Raw genomic sequence first — 13,755 nt, forward strand, 5'->3', positions numbered from 1 at the left:
GCGGCGCTGGCGTTTGCAGGGGCTGGTCAGCAGGACCGTTTTTCGACCCTGACCCGCAGGGCAGTCCGGCCGTTCCCGGGAGGAACGCGCCATGTTGACGATCAAGGACTGCATCGCGCTGAGCGATCTCACCGAAGCCGAGATCGAGGCGATCGCCGAACACGAACATGTTCCGGAAATGGTGGCCGTGGAGATGGGCCATTGCCTTGCCCACTGCCCCGGCGGAGCCGACCGCATCGCCCACATCATCGCCGACGACATCGCCGAGGCCTGTGCCCATGGGCAGGTCGCCCATGCGGTGGCGCTGATGCACACCCTCCGCGAATTCGTGGAAACGCATCCCGAGCGTTGAGGGCGCAAGTCCGGGCTGAAGAGGACGCGGCCGGGAACAGTCCGGCCGCGACGGGGTTCTATTGGCAACCGTTCGACATCATCCCACAACGATTGCCAAGGACCCCGACGATGGCCAGCAAGACCACCGGCACCCAGGCCGACATCTTCGCCCGCATCAAGACCGACCACGACACCATCCGCAGCCTTCTGGAAAAGACCGAGAAGGCCAACGGCAGCGGCCGCGCCGTGTTCGAGGATCTGCAGCGCGAGCTGTGGGCCCATTCGAAGGTGGAGGAGGGCGTCTTCTACGCCTCGCTGAAGAAGGCGAAGGAGGCGAAGTCGGAAACCGTCGAGGGGCTGAACGAGCACCATCTCATCAACGGCCTGCTGGACGAGCTGAACGCGATGAAGACCACCGACAGCGGCTGGAAGGAAAAGCTCCAGGTGCTGGGCGAACTGGTCCGCCACCACCTCGACGAGGAGGAGGAGGAGCTGTTCGAGGAGGCCAGAGAGGTTCTGGACGACGAGGTGGCTGCCGAACTGGGCAGCGCCTATGGCGAGCGCAAGACGCACATCATGGCGGGGCTGGCGCCGCTGTAAAGGGGGCTTAAGGTCGCACATTTCCCCCTCTCCGGGGGAGAGGGGATATGGGCGCGCGATGGGTCGTCCGTTCGGTTGCCGCCGGCCGGCAAAGGGGCCATATCTGGGGCTTCCTGAACTGGCCGGCGGTGTCGATGTCCAAGCGTGTCAGCGTCAAGCGAATGCTCCCGCAGCGAGGGGCGCGGTTCGGCCGTGCCACGCTCGCGGCTATCGCATTGGGAGTTTCCGTCCTGACGGTCGCCCCGGTGTCGGCCGCACCCGTCCCGCCGGCCAGGGATCTGGCGCAGAAGACCTGCGGCACGCTGGCGGCGCGCGTCGACGAGATTTCCGGGCGCGGCCCGCTGTTCCTGCGCAGCTACGACAATTCCTATGCGCCCGGTCCCACCTCGGAGCCGGCGCTGTCCAACGCCGCCTTCACCTATGACAACGCGCTGGCGATCATGGCGCTGACCGCCTGCGGCCAGCGTGACAAGGCCCTGCGCATCGGCGAGGCGCTGCTCGACGCCGTGTCGCTCGACCGCGCCGGCTGGAAGGGGCGGCTGCGCAACACCTACCGGGCCGGAGCGCAGAAGCAGCGGCCGATCCCGCCCAATGGCTGGTGGGACGCCGTCGGCAACCATTGGGGCGAGGACCCCTATCAGGTCGGCACCGCCACCGGCAACGTCGCCTGGGCCGGGCTGGCCCTGCTGACGCTGGGCGACGCCACCGGCGAAAAGCGTTTCCGCGACGGGGCGGCCGAACTGGCGCGCTGGGTGGTCGAGCACACCCGCGACCCGCGCGGTCCGGGCGGCTTCAACGGCGGCGTCCAGGGCTTCGACGATGCGCCGCAGCCGCTGACCTGGAAATCGACGGAGCACAACACCGATCTGGTCGCGCTGTTCGGCTGGCTTGGTGGTGATTTTGCGGGACCGGAGCGCGAAGCACGCGATTTCCTCGACAGGATGTGGACGGCGGGCGGCGACCATTTCCCCATCGGCACCGCGCCGGACGGGGTGACGACCAGCACCTCCACCTCCGGCCTGGATGCGCAGCTTTGGCCGCTGCTGCTGCCGAAGGCGCCGGAGGCGTGGCGCGCCGCGCTGACCTATGCGGAGCGGGCGCATGGTGCCGACGGCGGCTTCGATTTCAACGACGACCGCGACGGCATGTGGGTGGAGGGCACGGCGCAGGCCGCGCTCGCCTACCGCGCCGTCGGCCGCCGCGGCGATGCCGACCGGCTGTTCGGCGAGCTGTTGAAGGAGATCAGCCCCGGTGGCTATCTCTACGCCACCCGGCCGCAGGTGCTGACCACCGGGCTCGCCATCGGTCCCGACAGCAAGACAGACGATTTCCTCTATTACCGGCGCCCCCATCTGGGTGCCACCGCCTGGGCGGCGCTGGCGGCGGTGGGATGGAACCCCTTCACGGGAAAGACGGTGCCGTGAGCGACCATCTTTCCCCGAGGTCTCATCCGGCGCGGATGTGCGAGAGGAAGCCTTCCACCTCGTTGTGCATCGCTTCCGACTGCCGGGACAGGTCACGGGCGGCGGACAGCACCTGATTGCCGGCATCCCCGGTCTGTGCCGCGACCTCCGTCAGTTCCGACAGGCTGGCCGACACGCTGGCGGTGGCGTGGGAGGCCTGCTGGATGGCGCGGCTGATCTCCTCCGTCGTCGCGTTCTGTTCGGTGATGGCCCCGGAAATGGCGGTGGCGATCTCGTTCATGCGGGCGATGGTGACGCCGATGCCCTTGATCGCCGTCACCGCCGTGCCGGTCACCGTCTGCATCGCCTGGATCTGGGCGGAGATCTCCTCGGTGGCGCGGGCGGTCTGGCTGGCGAGGCTCTTCACCTCGCTCGCGACGACGGCGAAACCCTTGCCGGCCTCGCCGGCGCGCGCCGCCTCGATGGTGGCGTTCAGGGCCAGCAGGTTGGTCTGGCTGGCGATGTCGTTGATCAACTGCACCACCTCGCCGATGCGCTGGGCGGTCTGGGCGAGATCGCCGACGACGGCGTTGGTCTGCTCGGCCTCGCGCATCGCCGCACCGGCCACGTCGGTGCTCTGGTTGACCTGACGGGCGATCTCGGCGATGGAGGCGTTCATCTCCTCCGTCGCGGCGGCGACCGCCTGGACGTTGGAGGAGGTTTCCTCCGATGCGGCGGCGGAGCTGGTGGCCTGCTGCATGGATTTCTGGGCGATGCCGCTCATGCTGCGGGCGGTATTTTCCAATTCGGTCGCGGCGGAGGCGACGCCGCGCAGGATGCCGGAGATGGCGCTGTCGAAGGCGCGCAGCAGCCCTTCGCGGCGGTCGGCGACGGCGAGCGCCTGTTCGCGCTGGCGGTCGACCTCGGCTTGCACCTCACGGCCCTTGACCAGATCCTGGCGGAAGCCCTCCACCGAGCGGGCGAGCTCACCGATCTCGTCCTTGCGGCCGATGCCCTCCACACTCTTGTCAAGCGCGCCGCCGGCCATCCGCCGGACCTCCTCGATCAGGGCGCGGAGCGGCAGCACCAGTCCGGCGCGCGAGATCATGATGGAGATCAGCAGGCCGACGGCGAGCGCCAGCGCCGCCGCCACCGCCAGCGTGATCTTCATCGTTTCCGCCAGCGTCTGCGCCTCCTGCACGGCGGCCGCGGTGCGCTTCGACACGTCGGTGTTGTAGGCCTTCACCGCGTCGGTCAGAACCATCTGTCCATCGCGGCTGGCCTTCAGGCCGCCCAACACCAACCCGCGCCCTTCGTCGCCGCCCTTGGCCGCCGCCGTCTTCGCGGTGTCGAGCATGGCGCGGACGTTCTTCTCATAGCCGCCGAAGCCGGAGCGGATCGCGTCGATCTTCGTCATCTGGTCGCGGTCGGACCGGGAGCCCAGCGATGTCAGCCGGTCCTTCAACTCGGCGATGCGCTTGTCGGCCTGCCCGGTGAAGTTGGCGGCCTGGGCCGGGTCGTTGCCCAGCTCATACTCCATCCGGCTCAGCGCGATGATGTCGATGCGCATGTCGAAGGCGTCGAGCTGTTCCTTCTGGGTGCGGACCAGATCGCCGACGGCCTTTTCAGTGCGGTCCAGTGCATAGAAGCCGGCCGCAGCCGTTACAACGGAGAAGAGCCCGACGACGGCGGCGGCGGTGGCCGTCTTGGTTTGAATGTGCCAGTCGGCCAGCATGGTTCTTCACCTCGATTGGGAGCTGAGCAGGGGGCGGTTTGCACAGAGCGTGATGTGGAAGAGGCGGGTGGATGCGGAGCAGCAATCCGAAACACCCGCCGAAACATTATCCGACCACAATATTGTTTAATTTTCTTAAATGAGCGGGCCGATGTTTGCCTGAACCCAGGCCTTGCAATAGAAAATTACAGAATCGTTACACCGCCACTGCTTGTAGATCCCACGATGCTTGCGCGTTTCACGATGGTGTTTTGCCGGCCGCGTGCTGCTCATCCATGGAAGTGTTCATAGAGCTTTCTCGCAATGGCCTCGCTGATGCCGGGGGCCGCCTCCAAATCTTTCAGGCCGGCGGAGGCAACCGCGGTGGCGCTGCCGAAATGATGGAGAAGCGCCTTCTTGCGGGCCGGGCCGATGCCGGGAATGCCGTCGATGCGGCTGTTCGACATCGCCTTCATGCGTCGGGCGCGGTGGCTGTCGATGGCGGTGCGGTGGGCCTCGTCGCGCAGCCTTTGCAGGAAATGCAGCACCGGGTCGTTGGGCGCCAGCGTCAGCGGCGGCTGGCCGGGGCGGAAGAAACGCTCCCGCCCGGCATTGCGATCCGGACCCTTGGCGATGGCGACCAGCGGAATGTCGGTGATCTGCAGCATCGCCAGTTCGTCCTTCACCGCGTTCAACTGGCCGAGGCCGCCATCGATCAGGACCAAATCGGGCCATTGCCCGGAATCGCGGCCGGCCTCGCTGCTGCGGTGGAAGCGGCGCGTGAAGGTCTCGCGCAGCATGGCGTAATCGTCGCCGGCGGCGTCGGGATCGCGGATGTAGAAGCGGCGGTAGGCATTGCGCTGGAACCCCTCCGGCCCGGCGACCACCATGGCGCCGACCGGAAAAGCCCCCTGGATGTGCGAGGTGTCGTAGATCTCGATGCGGCGCGGGGCGGCGGGCAGGCCGAAGACGCGCGCCACCCCCTCCAGCAACGTCGCCTGGGTGGAGCGCTCGGCAAGGCGCCGGCCGAGGGCGTCGCGGGCGTTGGTTTGCGCATGCTCGACGGCCCGGCGCTTCGGCCCGCGCTTGGGGCATTCGACGGAAACGTGCCCGCCGGCCGACAGGCTCAGCGCTTCCTCCAGCAGCTCCCCCGACTCCACCGGGTCGCTCAGCAGCAGCAGGCCCGGCGGCGGGGTGTCGGCATAGAGCTGGGCGGCGAAGGCGGCCAGGATGTCGCCGGGCTCCTCTTCCGCATCGACGCGCGGGAAGAAGGCGCGGGTGCCCTGGTTGCGGCCGCCGCGGAAGAAGAAGGCCTGGACGCAGGCCGCACCGCCCTCGCGGTGCAGGGCCAGCACGTCGGCATCGCCCAGCGTGTCCTCCAGATTGATGTCCTGGCGGCTTTGCAGGGCGGTCAGGGCGCGGATGCGGTCGCGCCAGCGGGCGGCGTCCTCATATTCCAGCCGGTCGGAGCTGTCGAGCATGTGGCGGGCGAACTCTGCCTGCACCTCGGCGCTGCGGCCGGACAGCACGTCGCGCACGCCCTGGACCTGGGCGGCATATTCCTCCTCGTCGACGCGGCCGACGCAGGGGGCGGAGCAGCGCTTGATCTGGTGTTGCAGGCAGGGTCGGGTGCGCGAGGCGAAGACGCCGTCGTCGCAGCTGCGCAGCAGGAAGGCGCGTTGCAGGGCGGCGATGGTCATGCCGACCAGATGCGGCGAGGCATAGGGGCCGAACAGGTCGGAATCGCGGCGGTTGCCCTTGCCTGACGTTCCCCGCCGCTCGGCGCTGCCGCGATGCTGCATCAGGCGGGGGAAGTCATGCCCTTTGCCGATGACGATGTAGGAGAAGGACCGGTCGTCCTTCACCAGGATGTTGAAGGGCGGCAGCAGGCTGCGGATCAGGTTCGCTTCCAGCAGAAGCGCCTCGGCCTCGGTGTGGGTGGTAACGAACTCCATGGAACGGGTCAGCGCCACCATCCGCCGGGTGCGGTTGGGCAGCCCGTCGGTCCGGGTGTAGCTGGCCACCCGGCGCTTCAGGTTCTTCGCCTTGCCGACATAAAGGACCGACCCGTCGGCCGCCAGCATCCGATAGACGCCGGGCGTGTCCGGAAGGGTCGGCAACTGGGCACGGATCACGTCCGCTCCGCTGCCGGGCACCCCGTCCATAAGCACTCTCGTTCCCGTAAAGATCCGATTCGCCGCTTACCCAAGCAGTAGAACGGAACGGGACCAAGAGACAAGAATCGGATGACGCGATAATCGGTAATACGATTCTGGCGGGGTGCCGGTAGGGATCAGCCCCCGAACACGGTGTTCAGCTGGGCGCCGACGCGGACGAAGGTGGTGCGTTTCGGCACCTCCTTCAGCCGGGTGGCGCCGATGTAGGTCATCATGCTGCGCACGCCGCCCATGATCTCCTGCATCGTGTTCTCCACCGGTCCGCGGTAGGGGACCTCCACCGTCTTGCCTTCCGAGGCGCGGTAGGAGGCGACGCCGCCGGAATATTTGTGCATCGCCGTGTCCGACGACATGCCGTAGAAGGTCATGGCGACCGGCACCCGGTTGCCGTCGCGGTCCTCGTAGCGGATCTCGCCCTCGCACTCGTCATGGCCGGCCAGCATGCCGCCGAGCATGACGAAGTCGGCGCCGGCGCCGTAGGCCTTGGAGATGTCGCCGGGAACGGTGCAGCCGCCGTCACCGCAGACCTGCCCCTTCAGCCCGTGGGCGGCGTCGGCGCATTCGATGATGGCCGACAGCTGGGGATAGCCGACGCCGGTCATCTTGCGGGTGGTGCAGACCGACCCCGGCCCGATGCCGACCTTGACGATGTCGGCGCCGGCCAGCAGCAGCGCCTCCGTCATGTCGCCGGTGACGACGTTGCCGGCCATGATGACGGTGTCCGGATTCTCCTCGCGCAGGCGGGCGATCACCTCGACGAAACGCTCGGTATAGCCGTTGGCGACATCCAGGCAGATCTTCCCCACCGGCGCCTTGGCCTTCACCGCCTGGAACTTGTCATGGTCGGCCTCGGCGATGCCCATCGAGTAGAAGACGTTGGACAGAATGGCGGACTCCGCCTCCGCCCGGAAGAAGGCGGCCAGCTCGTCCGCCTTGTAGTGCTTGTGCAGGGCGGTCATGGCGCCGAAACGCGACAGCGCGCGGGCCATGCCCATGCTGCCGGTAACGTCCATGTTGGCGGCGATCAGCGGGAAGCCGGTCCAGTCGCGCTGGGTGTGCAGGAAGGTGAAGGTCCGGTTGACGTCCACGTCGTTGCGGCTTTGCAGCGTGCTGCGTTTCGGCCGGATCAGCACATCCTTGAAGTCGAGCTTGAGATCGCTTTCGATGATCACCGCACACCTGTCCCATCTGTTTGCCGGGCCAACCGATTTCACAAGGCCCAACAACACAGAGTGGAGGCGATGCCCCGCTTCGGCAAGCGGCATCGGGGCGGTGGGGGGAGGTGCTGCGTTTGAAGCTGTTTCGCCGAAACGGGGGTATCCCGTCAGTCCTCGGCGTCCTCGCCGTCGCCGTTGGCCGTCTCGCTGCCGTCGGCGACATGGACTTGGCAGTCGGCATTGCCCAGCACCTCCATCAGTTCCGGCGGTGGCAGGCGGTCGGTGAAGAGCGCGTCGAGCACGCGGACGTCGGCCATGCGGATCATGGCGTTGCGGCCGAACTTGGTATGGTCGGTGACCAGGAAGACCCGGCGCGAGCTTTCGATGATGGCGCGGGCGACGCGGACCTCCTGCTCGTCGTAATCCAGCAGGTCGCCTTCGGAATCGATGCCGCTGATGCCGATGATGCCGATATCGACCTTGTAGCGGCGGATGAACTCCACCGTCGCCTCGCCGATGATGCCGCCGTCGCGTTCGCGCACCAGGCCGCCGGCGATGGACAGGGCGAAGTTGGTGTTCTTGTGCAGGATGGTGGCGACGTTCAGGTTGTTGGTCAGCACCCGCAGCCGCTTGTGGCCGAGCAGGGCCTGGGCCACCGCCTCCGTCGTCGTGCCGATGTTGAGGAACAGCGAGGCGTCCTCCGGCACATGGCGCGCGACCAGTTCGGCGATGCGGCGCTTTTCCTCCGCCATCAGGGTCTGGCGGGTCGAATAGGCGATGTTCTCCACGCTGGACGGCACGGTGACGCCACCGCGGAAGCGCCGGACGGCGGACTGGCCGGCCAGATATTCGATGTCGCGGCGGATGGTCTGCGGGGTGACGTCGAAATGCTCGGCCAGCCATTGGATCTGCACCATGCCCCTGGCATGGACCAGGGCCACGATTTCCTGCTGGCGGCGTTCGGCGTCCAGGCGCGCATCCATCGAGGGGCTGTCTCCGGTCTGTAATGGGGCGTCAGTGAATCAGATGCGCGAAATGGGCCAATGTGAAAACCCGCGGTCCAGGCGGCTTCGATCCAGGCGAACCGGGCGTTCGGGCCGCCCGGCGGACCTGCGGGACGGTGCGGTCGATATGTACGCTCGATATTGTTCGCAACACAAGCATGTTTCTTTACGAAAACAAACGCGCATGCTATGAATTGACGTGCGCGGTTCAGATATCCGCCCCATAAGGGTTTACCGCGACTGACGGTTGCCGCCGCCATCCTTCAAGCTCGTCGTGATGCTGAACGGTCCGCTCTGCCGACAAAAATATGACGTATAGGAGAGGAATATGACGCGACTGACGCCAACGGGGGAGCGGCGCGGCATTCGGCTCGGCATTCAGGGGCGGCTGTTCCTGGCTTTCGGCGGGGTGGCGATGCTGGCGGCCTTCGCCAGCGTCATGGCGTGGTGGTCGCTGACCGAGACCGGGCGGTCGATGGATCAGATCGGGCGCAGCAGCGTGCCGGCCATCGTCCGCTCGCTCAATCTGGCGAAGGACAGCACGGCGATCGCCGCCGACGCGCCGGCGGTTGCCGCATCGCGCGATGCGGCGGAGCTGACGGAGCGGATGGACGGCCTGACCAGGCGGCTGGCGGGGTTGCGCGACCGGATCTCGGCGATGCGGACTCAGGCCGGCGGAGGATCGGGCGACATGGCGGCGGACGCCGACGCGGTCGCCGGGCTGGCGGAGCGCATGGGTGCGGCACTGGACACGCTGGGCAAGCGCACGGCCGAACGGCTGGCCCTGGAGGAGAAGCTCAACATCCTGGTCGCCGACGCGGTGATGGCGCACGAGGACTTCACCGAACTGGTGGCGCCGCTGGTGGAGGTGTCGACCCTGTCGGTCAACAATGTGGTGGGCGATCTGGCCGCCGCGCAGGCGGTCGATACCGCCACCGGGTTGGGCCGCCGATTGGCGCAGGAGGAACTGCCGGTCATCACCCAGTTGATGAACGTGCAGGCGAACGGCAACCTCGCCTTCGGCATGATCGCCGCCGCCTCCAGCGTGCCCTATGGAGCGACGCTGAACAACATCCGGTCGAAGTACAATTGGGCGCTGCTGCGCGTCGACAACGCCATCGGCGCCCTGCCGAAGGACAGCCAGGACCGGCCGTCGCTGGTCAAGGCGCGCGACGGGCTGGCCGCCTTCGGTGGCGGCGCCGGCAGCGTCTTCCGCCTGCGCGACGACCAGGCGCGCATCACCGCCGACATCGAAAGCGCGCTGGCCGAGACGGTGCGGCTGACCACCGAGCTGAACGGCACCATCGACACGGTGGTCGCCCACCAGCAGGAGCGCACCGACGCCGACGTGACGCGCACCGAGACGGCGATCTCCGGGGCGGTCGCCGTCCAGGGCGGAGCCGCCGCGGTCGTGGTGCTGTCGAGCCTGCTGGTCGCCTGGTTCTATGTGCGCAACCGGCTGACCCGACGGCTGCTGCGGGTGATCGACGCCATGCGGGCGGTTGCCGGCGGCGATCTGGTGGTCGATGCCGCGGTCGGCGGACGTGACGAGATCGCCGAGATGGCGGGGATCGTCGGTGTCTTCCGCGACAAGAGCGCCGAGATCGCCCGGCTGCAGGAGGAACAGGACGCGCTGAAGCAGGCTGCCGATGCCGAGCGGTCGCGTACCATCCAGTCCATCACCGCCAGCATCGAGGCCAGCGTGAAGGAGGCCTCCCGCCATATCTCCGCCGCCTCGGCCGACATGCGCGAAGCGTCGGAGGGCATGTCCGCCACCGCCGAGCAGACCTGCCGCCGGATGACCGACGTGCGGTCGGCGGTCGCCGACACCGCGACCAATGTCCAGACGGTGGCCGCCACCGCCAGCCAGCTCTCCGCCTCCATCGGCGAGATCACCCGGCGGGTCGGGGATTCCAGCCAGATCGCCCGCAGCGCGGTGGCGGAGGCGCGCAGCACCAACGAGCTGATGGTGGCGCTGGCCACCGCCGCCCAGAAGATCGGCGACGTGGTCGGCATGATCAACGCCATCGCCGGCCAGACCAACCTGCTGGCGCTCAATGCCACCATCGAGGCGGCACGGGCGGGGGAGGCCGGGCGCGGCTTCGCCGTGGTGGCCGAGGAGGTCCGCAGCCTCGCCGGCCAGACCGCCAGGGCGACGGAGGAGATCGCCCAGCAGGTCCAGGCGGTGCGCACGACGGCACAGGGCGCCGTGTCGGCCATCGACGACATCGGCCGCACCATCGGCCGCATCGACGAGATCACCGCCATGGTCGCCGCCGCGGTGGAGGAGCAGTCCGCCGCCACCGACGAGATCGCCCGCAGCATCAACCACGCCTCCGACGCGGTGCAGAGCATCGCCGACACGGTGGTGTCGGTGGACGACGCGGTGAACCGCACCGGCAGCGCCGCCACCCAGGTGGTGGACGCCACCCGTGCGCTTTCGCAACGGTCCGAAAGCCTGAGCGAGGATATCGACCGTCTGCTCGGTCGCATCCGCGCCGCGTGAGCGCTTTCGCACAGGCGATGCCGGATCAGCCATATTTCCGATAGGAAAGATGCTCGATCCGGCGTAGCCTCAGAAACATGGTCCGTTGAACAAACATTTTCCTTTTCAAACGCGAACGAACATTCTATGTTCCGAAACGAAAGCGGCCGGGTTCGCAAGGAACCGCCGCGGTACGGAGAGGAACCCATGGCAAACGAGTCCGCGGTTACCGACCTTCTGATCGTCGGCGGCGGCGTGAACGGGGCGGGTATCGCCCGTGACGCGGTCGGGCGCGGGATGTCGGTGGTGCTGTGCGAACAGGGCGACCTTGCGGGCGCCACCTCGTCGGCCAGCACCAAGCTGATCCACGGCGGCCTGCGCTATCTCGAATATTACGAATTCCGTCTGGTGCGCGAGGCGTTGCAGGAGCGCGAGGTGCTGCTGCGCGCCGCCCCGCACATCATCTGGCCGCTGCGCTTCGTCCTGCCGCATGACCACAACCAGCGCCCGGCCTGGATGGTGCGCATCGGCCTGTTCCTTTACGATCATCTGGGAAAGCGCAAGCTACTGCCGGGTTCGCACGGCGTCGACCTGACCAGCGCGCCGGCCGGAAAGCCGCTGGCGGGCGGCTTCACCAAGGCGTTCGAATATTCGGACTGCTGGGTGGAGGACAGCCGGCTGGTCGTGCTGAACGCGATGGACGCCAAGGCCCGTGGGGCGGAGATCCTGACCCGCACCCGCTGCGAAAAGGCCGAACGGCGCGATGGGCTGTGGGAAGCGACGCTGGTCGACGTGTACACCGGCGCCACCCGCAACATCCGCGCCCGCGCGCTGGTGAATGCCGCCGGCCCCTGGGTGCGCGAAATGATCGCCAAGCGCACCGGCGTCACCGTCGACAAGTCGGTGCGGCTGGTCAAGGGCAGCCACATCGTCGTGCCGAAGATGTTCGAAGGCGACCACGCCTACATCTTCCAGAACGACGACCGCCGTATCGTCTTCGCCATCCCGTACGAGCGCGATTTCACCCTGATCGGCACCACCGACCTCGATTATTCGGGCGATCCCGGCGCGGTGGCGATCAGTCCGGAGGAAATCGCCTATCTGTGCCGGGCGGTGTCGCGCTACTTCGCCAAGCCGGTGCGCGAGAGCGACGTGGTGTGGACCTACAGCGGCGTCCGGCCGCTGTTCGACGATGCCAGCGGCAACGCCTCGGCCGTCACCCGCGATTATGTGCTGGAAATGGACGAGCCGGCCGGCGATGCGCCGATGCTGTCGATCTTCGGCGGCAAGATCACCACCTTCCGCCGGCTGGCGGAGGAGGCGACGGAGAAGCTGGGCAAGGCGCTCGGCAAGGGCGGCGTCACCTGGACCGCCGACGTGGCGCTTCCCGGCGGCGACATCGCCAACGCCGATTTCGCCGGCTTCCTGGCCGGGCTGAAGCGCAGCCGCCCGTGGCTGCCCGACGCGCTCGCCCTTCGGCTGGCGCGGGCCTACGGCACGCGGGTGGAGCGGCTGCTGGGCGACGCCAAGGGGCTGGGCGATCTCGGCATCGATTTCGGGGGCGGCGTCTACGAGGCCGAACTCGACTATGCCGCGCGGGAGGAGTTCGCCATGACCGGCGATGACTTCCTGTGGCGGCGCTCCAAACTTGGGCTGCACCTGGACGCAAATGTCCGGGAGGCCATCGGCGGCTGGTTCGACCGCCGCCGCGAAGCTACGGCCAACAGGGACACGGGCGAAAACGCCTCTTCTCTGCGGTCGATGGGAGGAATGCGGTGACACTCACACTGGAAGGCGTGGCGAAGCGCGTTGGCGCCGAGCAGCATCTCCATCCCCTGTCCTTGGAGCTGCAACCCGGCAGCTTCAACGTCCTGCTGGGGCGGACGCTGGCCGGCAAGACGACGCTGATGCGGCTGATGGCCGGGCTGGATGCGCCGACCGCCGGGCGCGTGCTGGAGAACGGCAAGGACGTGACCGGCAAATCGGTGCGCCATCGCGACGTGGCGATGGTCTATCAGCAGTTCATCAACTATCCGGCGATGACGGTGTACGACAACATCGCCTCGCCGCTGCGCCGCCAGGGCAAGGACAAGGCGGAGATCGACGCCAAGGTGCGCCGGACCGCCGCCATGCTGCGGATCGAACCCTATCTGGACCGGCTTCCGGCCGAGCTGTCGGGCGGCCAGCAGCAGCGCTGCGCCATCGCCCGCGCCCTGGTGAAGGGCGCCGGCCTGCTCCTGCTGGACGAGCCGCTGGTCAACCTGGACTACAAGCTGCGCGAGGAACTGCGCGCCGAACTGCGCGACATCTTCGCGGATGGCAAGACCACCGTCGTCTACGCCACCACCGAACCGCAGGAGGCGCTGATCCTCGGCGGCAACGTCACGGTGCTGCATGAGGGGCGGATGCTGCAGACCGGGGCGACCGGCGACGTGTTCCACACGCCGGCCTCGCTGGAATGCGCCCAGGTGTTCAGCGACCCGCCGATGAACGTGGTCGACGCGATCCTGACCAACGACCGTGTCGCCCTGTCGGACGGTACCAGCCTGCCGCTGTCGGCCCATGACCGCAATCTGCCGGCCGGCCCCTGCAAGGTCGGCATCCGCGCCAATCACCTGACGGTGCTGCGGCGCAGTGAGCGGCTGGTGCCGGTCAAGGGCAAGGTTGCCCTGTCGGAGATCAGCGGGTCGGAGACCTTCGTCCATCTGCGCCACGGCGACACCACGCTGGTCGCACGGGAGGAGGGGGTGCACAGCCACCCGATCGGCAGCGACATCCAGGTCTATGCCGATCCGGACCGCATCTTCGTCTTCTCCACCGCCGGGCAGCTGGTGGCGGCACCCAACTGGCGGCGCGGCGCGCTGCGCAACATCGCTTAAGGG

10 protein-coding genes are annotated in these 13,755 nt (G+C 67.8%); 6 read left to right on the forward strand and 4 right to left on the reverse strand.

Annotated features, from left to right (window positions below; all coding sequences use genetic code 11):
- The first annotated feature begins 91 nt into the window (after positions 1-91).
- From J2848_RS31890 to J2848_RS31900, 3 genes are all read left to right on the forward strand, one after another.
- On the forward strand, positions 92-352 hold the full coding sequence (locus J2848_RS31890; protein WP_149234744.1) for a hypothetical protein: 261 nt from the start codon (positions 92-94) through the stop codon (positions 350-352).
- Between the two features lie 110 nt (positions 353-462).
- Complete coding sequence (locus J2848_RS31895) at positions 463-933, forward strand: hemerythrin domain-containing protein (protein ID WP_149234745.1); 471 nt, start codon at positions 463-465, stop codon at positions 931-933.
- A 47-nt stretch (positions 934-980) separates the two neighbouring features.
- Positions 981-2,357: a hypothetical protein gene (locus J2848_RS31900; RefSeq protein ID WP_246194361.1), complete on the forward strand. Its 1,377-nt coding sequence runs from the start codon at positions 981-983 to the stop codon at positions 2,355-2,357.
- 22 nt (positions 2,358-2,379) lie between these two features.
- Here the strand turns inward: J2848_RS31900 and J2848_RS31905 are convergent, their stop codons facing one another.
- The 4 genes from J2848_RS31905 to J2848_RS31920 form a co-directional block, all read right to left on the reverse strand.
- Entirely contained in the window at positions 2,380-4,071 is a 1,692-nt protein-coding gene (locus tag J2848_RS31905; protein WP_149234746.1) for a methyl-accepting chemotaxis protein, read from the reverse strand.
- A gap of 269 nt (positions 4,072-4,340) precedes the next feature.
- Positions 4,341-6,215 carry an excinuclease ABC subunit UvrC gene (gene uvrC, locus J2848_RS31910; RefSeq protein ID WP_149234747.1) on the reverse strand — a complete coding sequence of 625 codons (1,875 nt, stop codon included), beginning with the start codon at positions 6,213-6,215 and terminating at the stop codon, positions 4,341-4,343.
- A 128-nt stretch (positions 6,216-6,343) separates the two neighbouring features.
- Entirely contained in the window at positions 6,344-7,399 is a 1,056-nt protein-coding gene (locus J2848_RS31915; RefSeq protein WP_149234748.1) for a GMP reductase, read from the reverse strand.
- A gap of 152 nt (positions 7,400-7,551) precedes the next feature.
- Positions 7,552-8,367, reverse strand: a complete 816-nt coding sequence (locus J2848_RS31920) for a DeoR family transcriptional regulator (protein ID WP_149234749.1) — start codon at positions 8,365-8,367, stop codon at positions 7,552-7,554.
- Between the two features lie 349 nt (positions 8,368-8,716).
- On the opposite strand from J2848_RS31920, the gene J2848_RS31925 reads away from it, so the two are divergent.
- The 3 genes from J2848_RS31925 to J2848_RS31935 all read left to right on the forward strand — a co-directional run bounded on the left by J2848_RS31925 (position 8,717) and on the right by J2848_RS31935 (position 13,752).
- The gene (locus J2848_RS31925; protein WP_149234750.1) at positions 8,717-10,894 is read left to right on the forward strand and encodes a methyl-accepting chemotaxis protein; all 2,178 of its coding nucleotides are present in this window, start codon (positions 8,717-8,719) and stop codon (positions 10,892-10,894) included.
- 186 nt (positions 10,895-11,080) lie between these two features.
- The gene (gene glpD / locus J2848_RS31930) at positions 11,081-12,652 is read left to right on the forward strand and encodes a glycerol-3-phosphate dehydrogenase (RefSeq protein ID WP_149234751.1); all 1,572 of its coding nucleotides are present in this window, start codon (positions 11,081-11,083) and stop codon (positions 12,650-12,652) included.
- Positions 12,649-13,752 carry an ABC transporter ATP-binding protein gene (locus J2848_RS31935; RefSeq protein WP_149234752.1) on the forward strand — a complete coding sequence of 368 codons (1,104 nt, stop codon included), beginning with the start codon at positions 12,649-12,651 and terminating at the stop codon, positions 13,750-13,752. The genes glpD and J2848_RS31935 overlap by 4 nt, the downstream gene beginning before the upstream one ends.
- The last annotated feature ends 3 nt before the right edge of the window (positions 13,753-13,755 follow it).

Source organism: Azospirillum lipoferum (genome assembly GCF_024170005.1).
GTDB classification, from domain to species: Bacteria; Pseudomonadota; Alphaproteobacteria; order Azospirillales; family Azospirillaceae; genus Azospirillum; species Azospirillum lipoferum.

Excerpts from the sequence above, each read along its gene's own strand:
- J2848_RS31900 (WP_246194361.1), top strand. The coding sequence starts at position 981 with ATGGGCGCGCGATGGGTCGTCCGTTCGGTTGCCGCCGGCCGGCAAAGG.
- uvrC (WP_149234747.1), bottom strand. The coding sequence starts at position 6,215 with ATGGACGGGGTGCCCGGCAGCGGAGCGGACGTGATCCGTGCCCAGTTG.
- J2848_RS31890 (WP_149234744.1), top strand. The coding sequence starts at position 92 with ATGTTGACGATCAAGGACTGCATCGCGCTGAGCGATCTCACCGAAGCC.
- glpD (WP_149234751.1), top strand. The coding sequence starts at position 11,081 with ATGGCAAACGAGTCCGCGGTTACCGACCTTCTGATCGTCGGCGGCGGC.
- J2848_RS31925 (WP_149234750.1), top strand. The coding sequence starts at position 8,717 with ATGACGCGACTGACGCCAACGGGGGAGCGGCGCGGCATTCGGCTCGGC.
- J2848_RS31895 (WP_149234745.1), top strand. The coding sequence starts at position 463 with ATGGCCAGCAAGACCACCGGCACCCAGGCCGACATCTTCGCCCGCATC.
- J2848_RS31905 (WP_149234746.1), bottom strand. The coding sequence starts at position 4,071 with ATGCTGGCCGACTGGCACATTCAAACCAAGACGGCCACCGCCGCCGCC.
- J2848_RS31920 (WP_149234749.1), bottom strand. The coding sequence starts at position 8,367 with ATGGATGCGCGCCTGGACGCCGAACGCCGCCAGCAGGAAATCGTGGCC.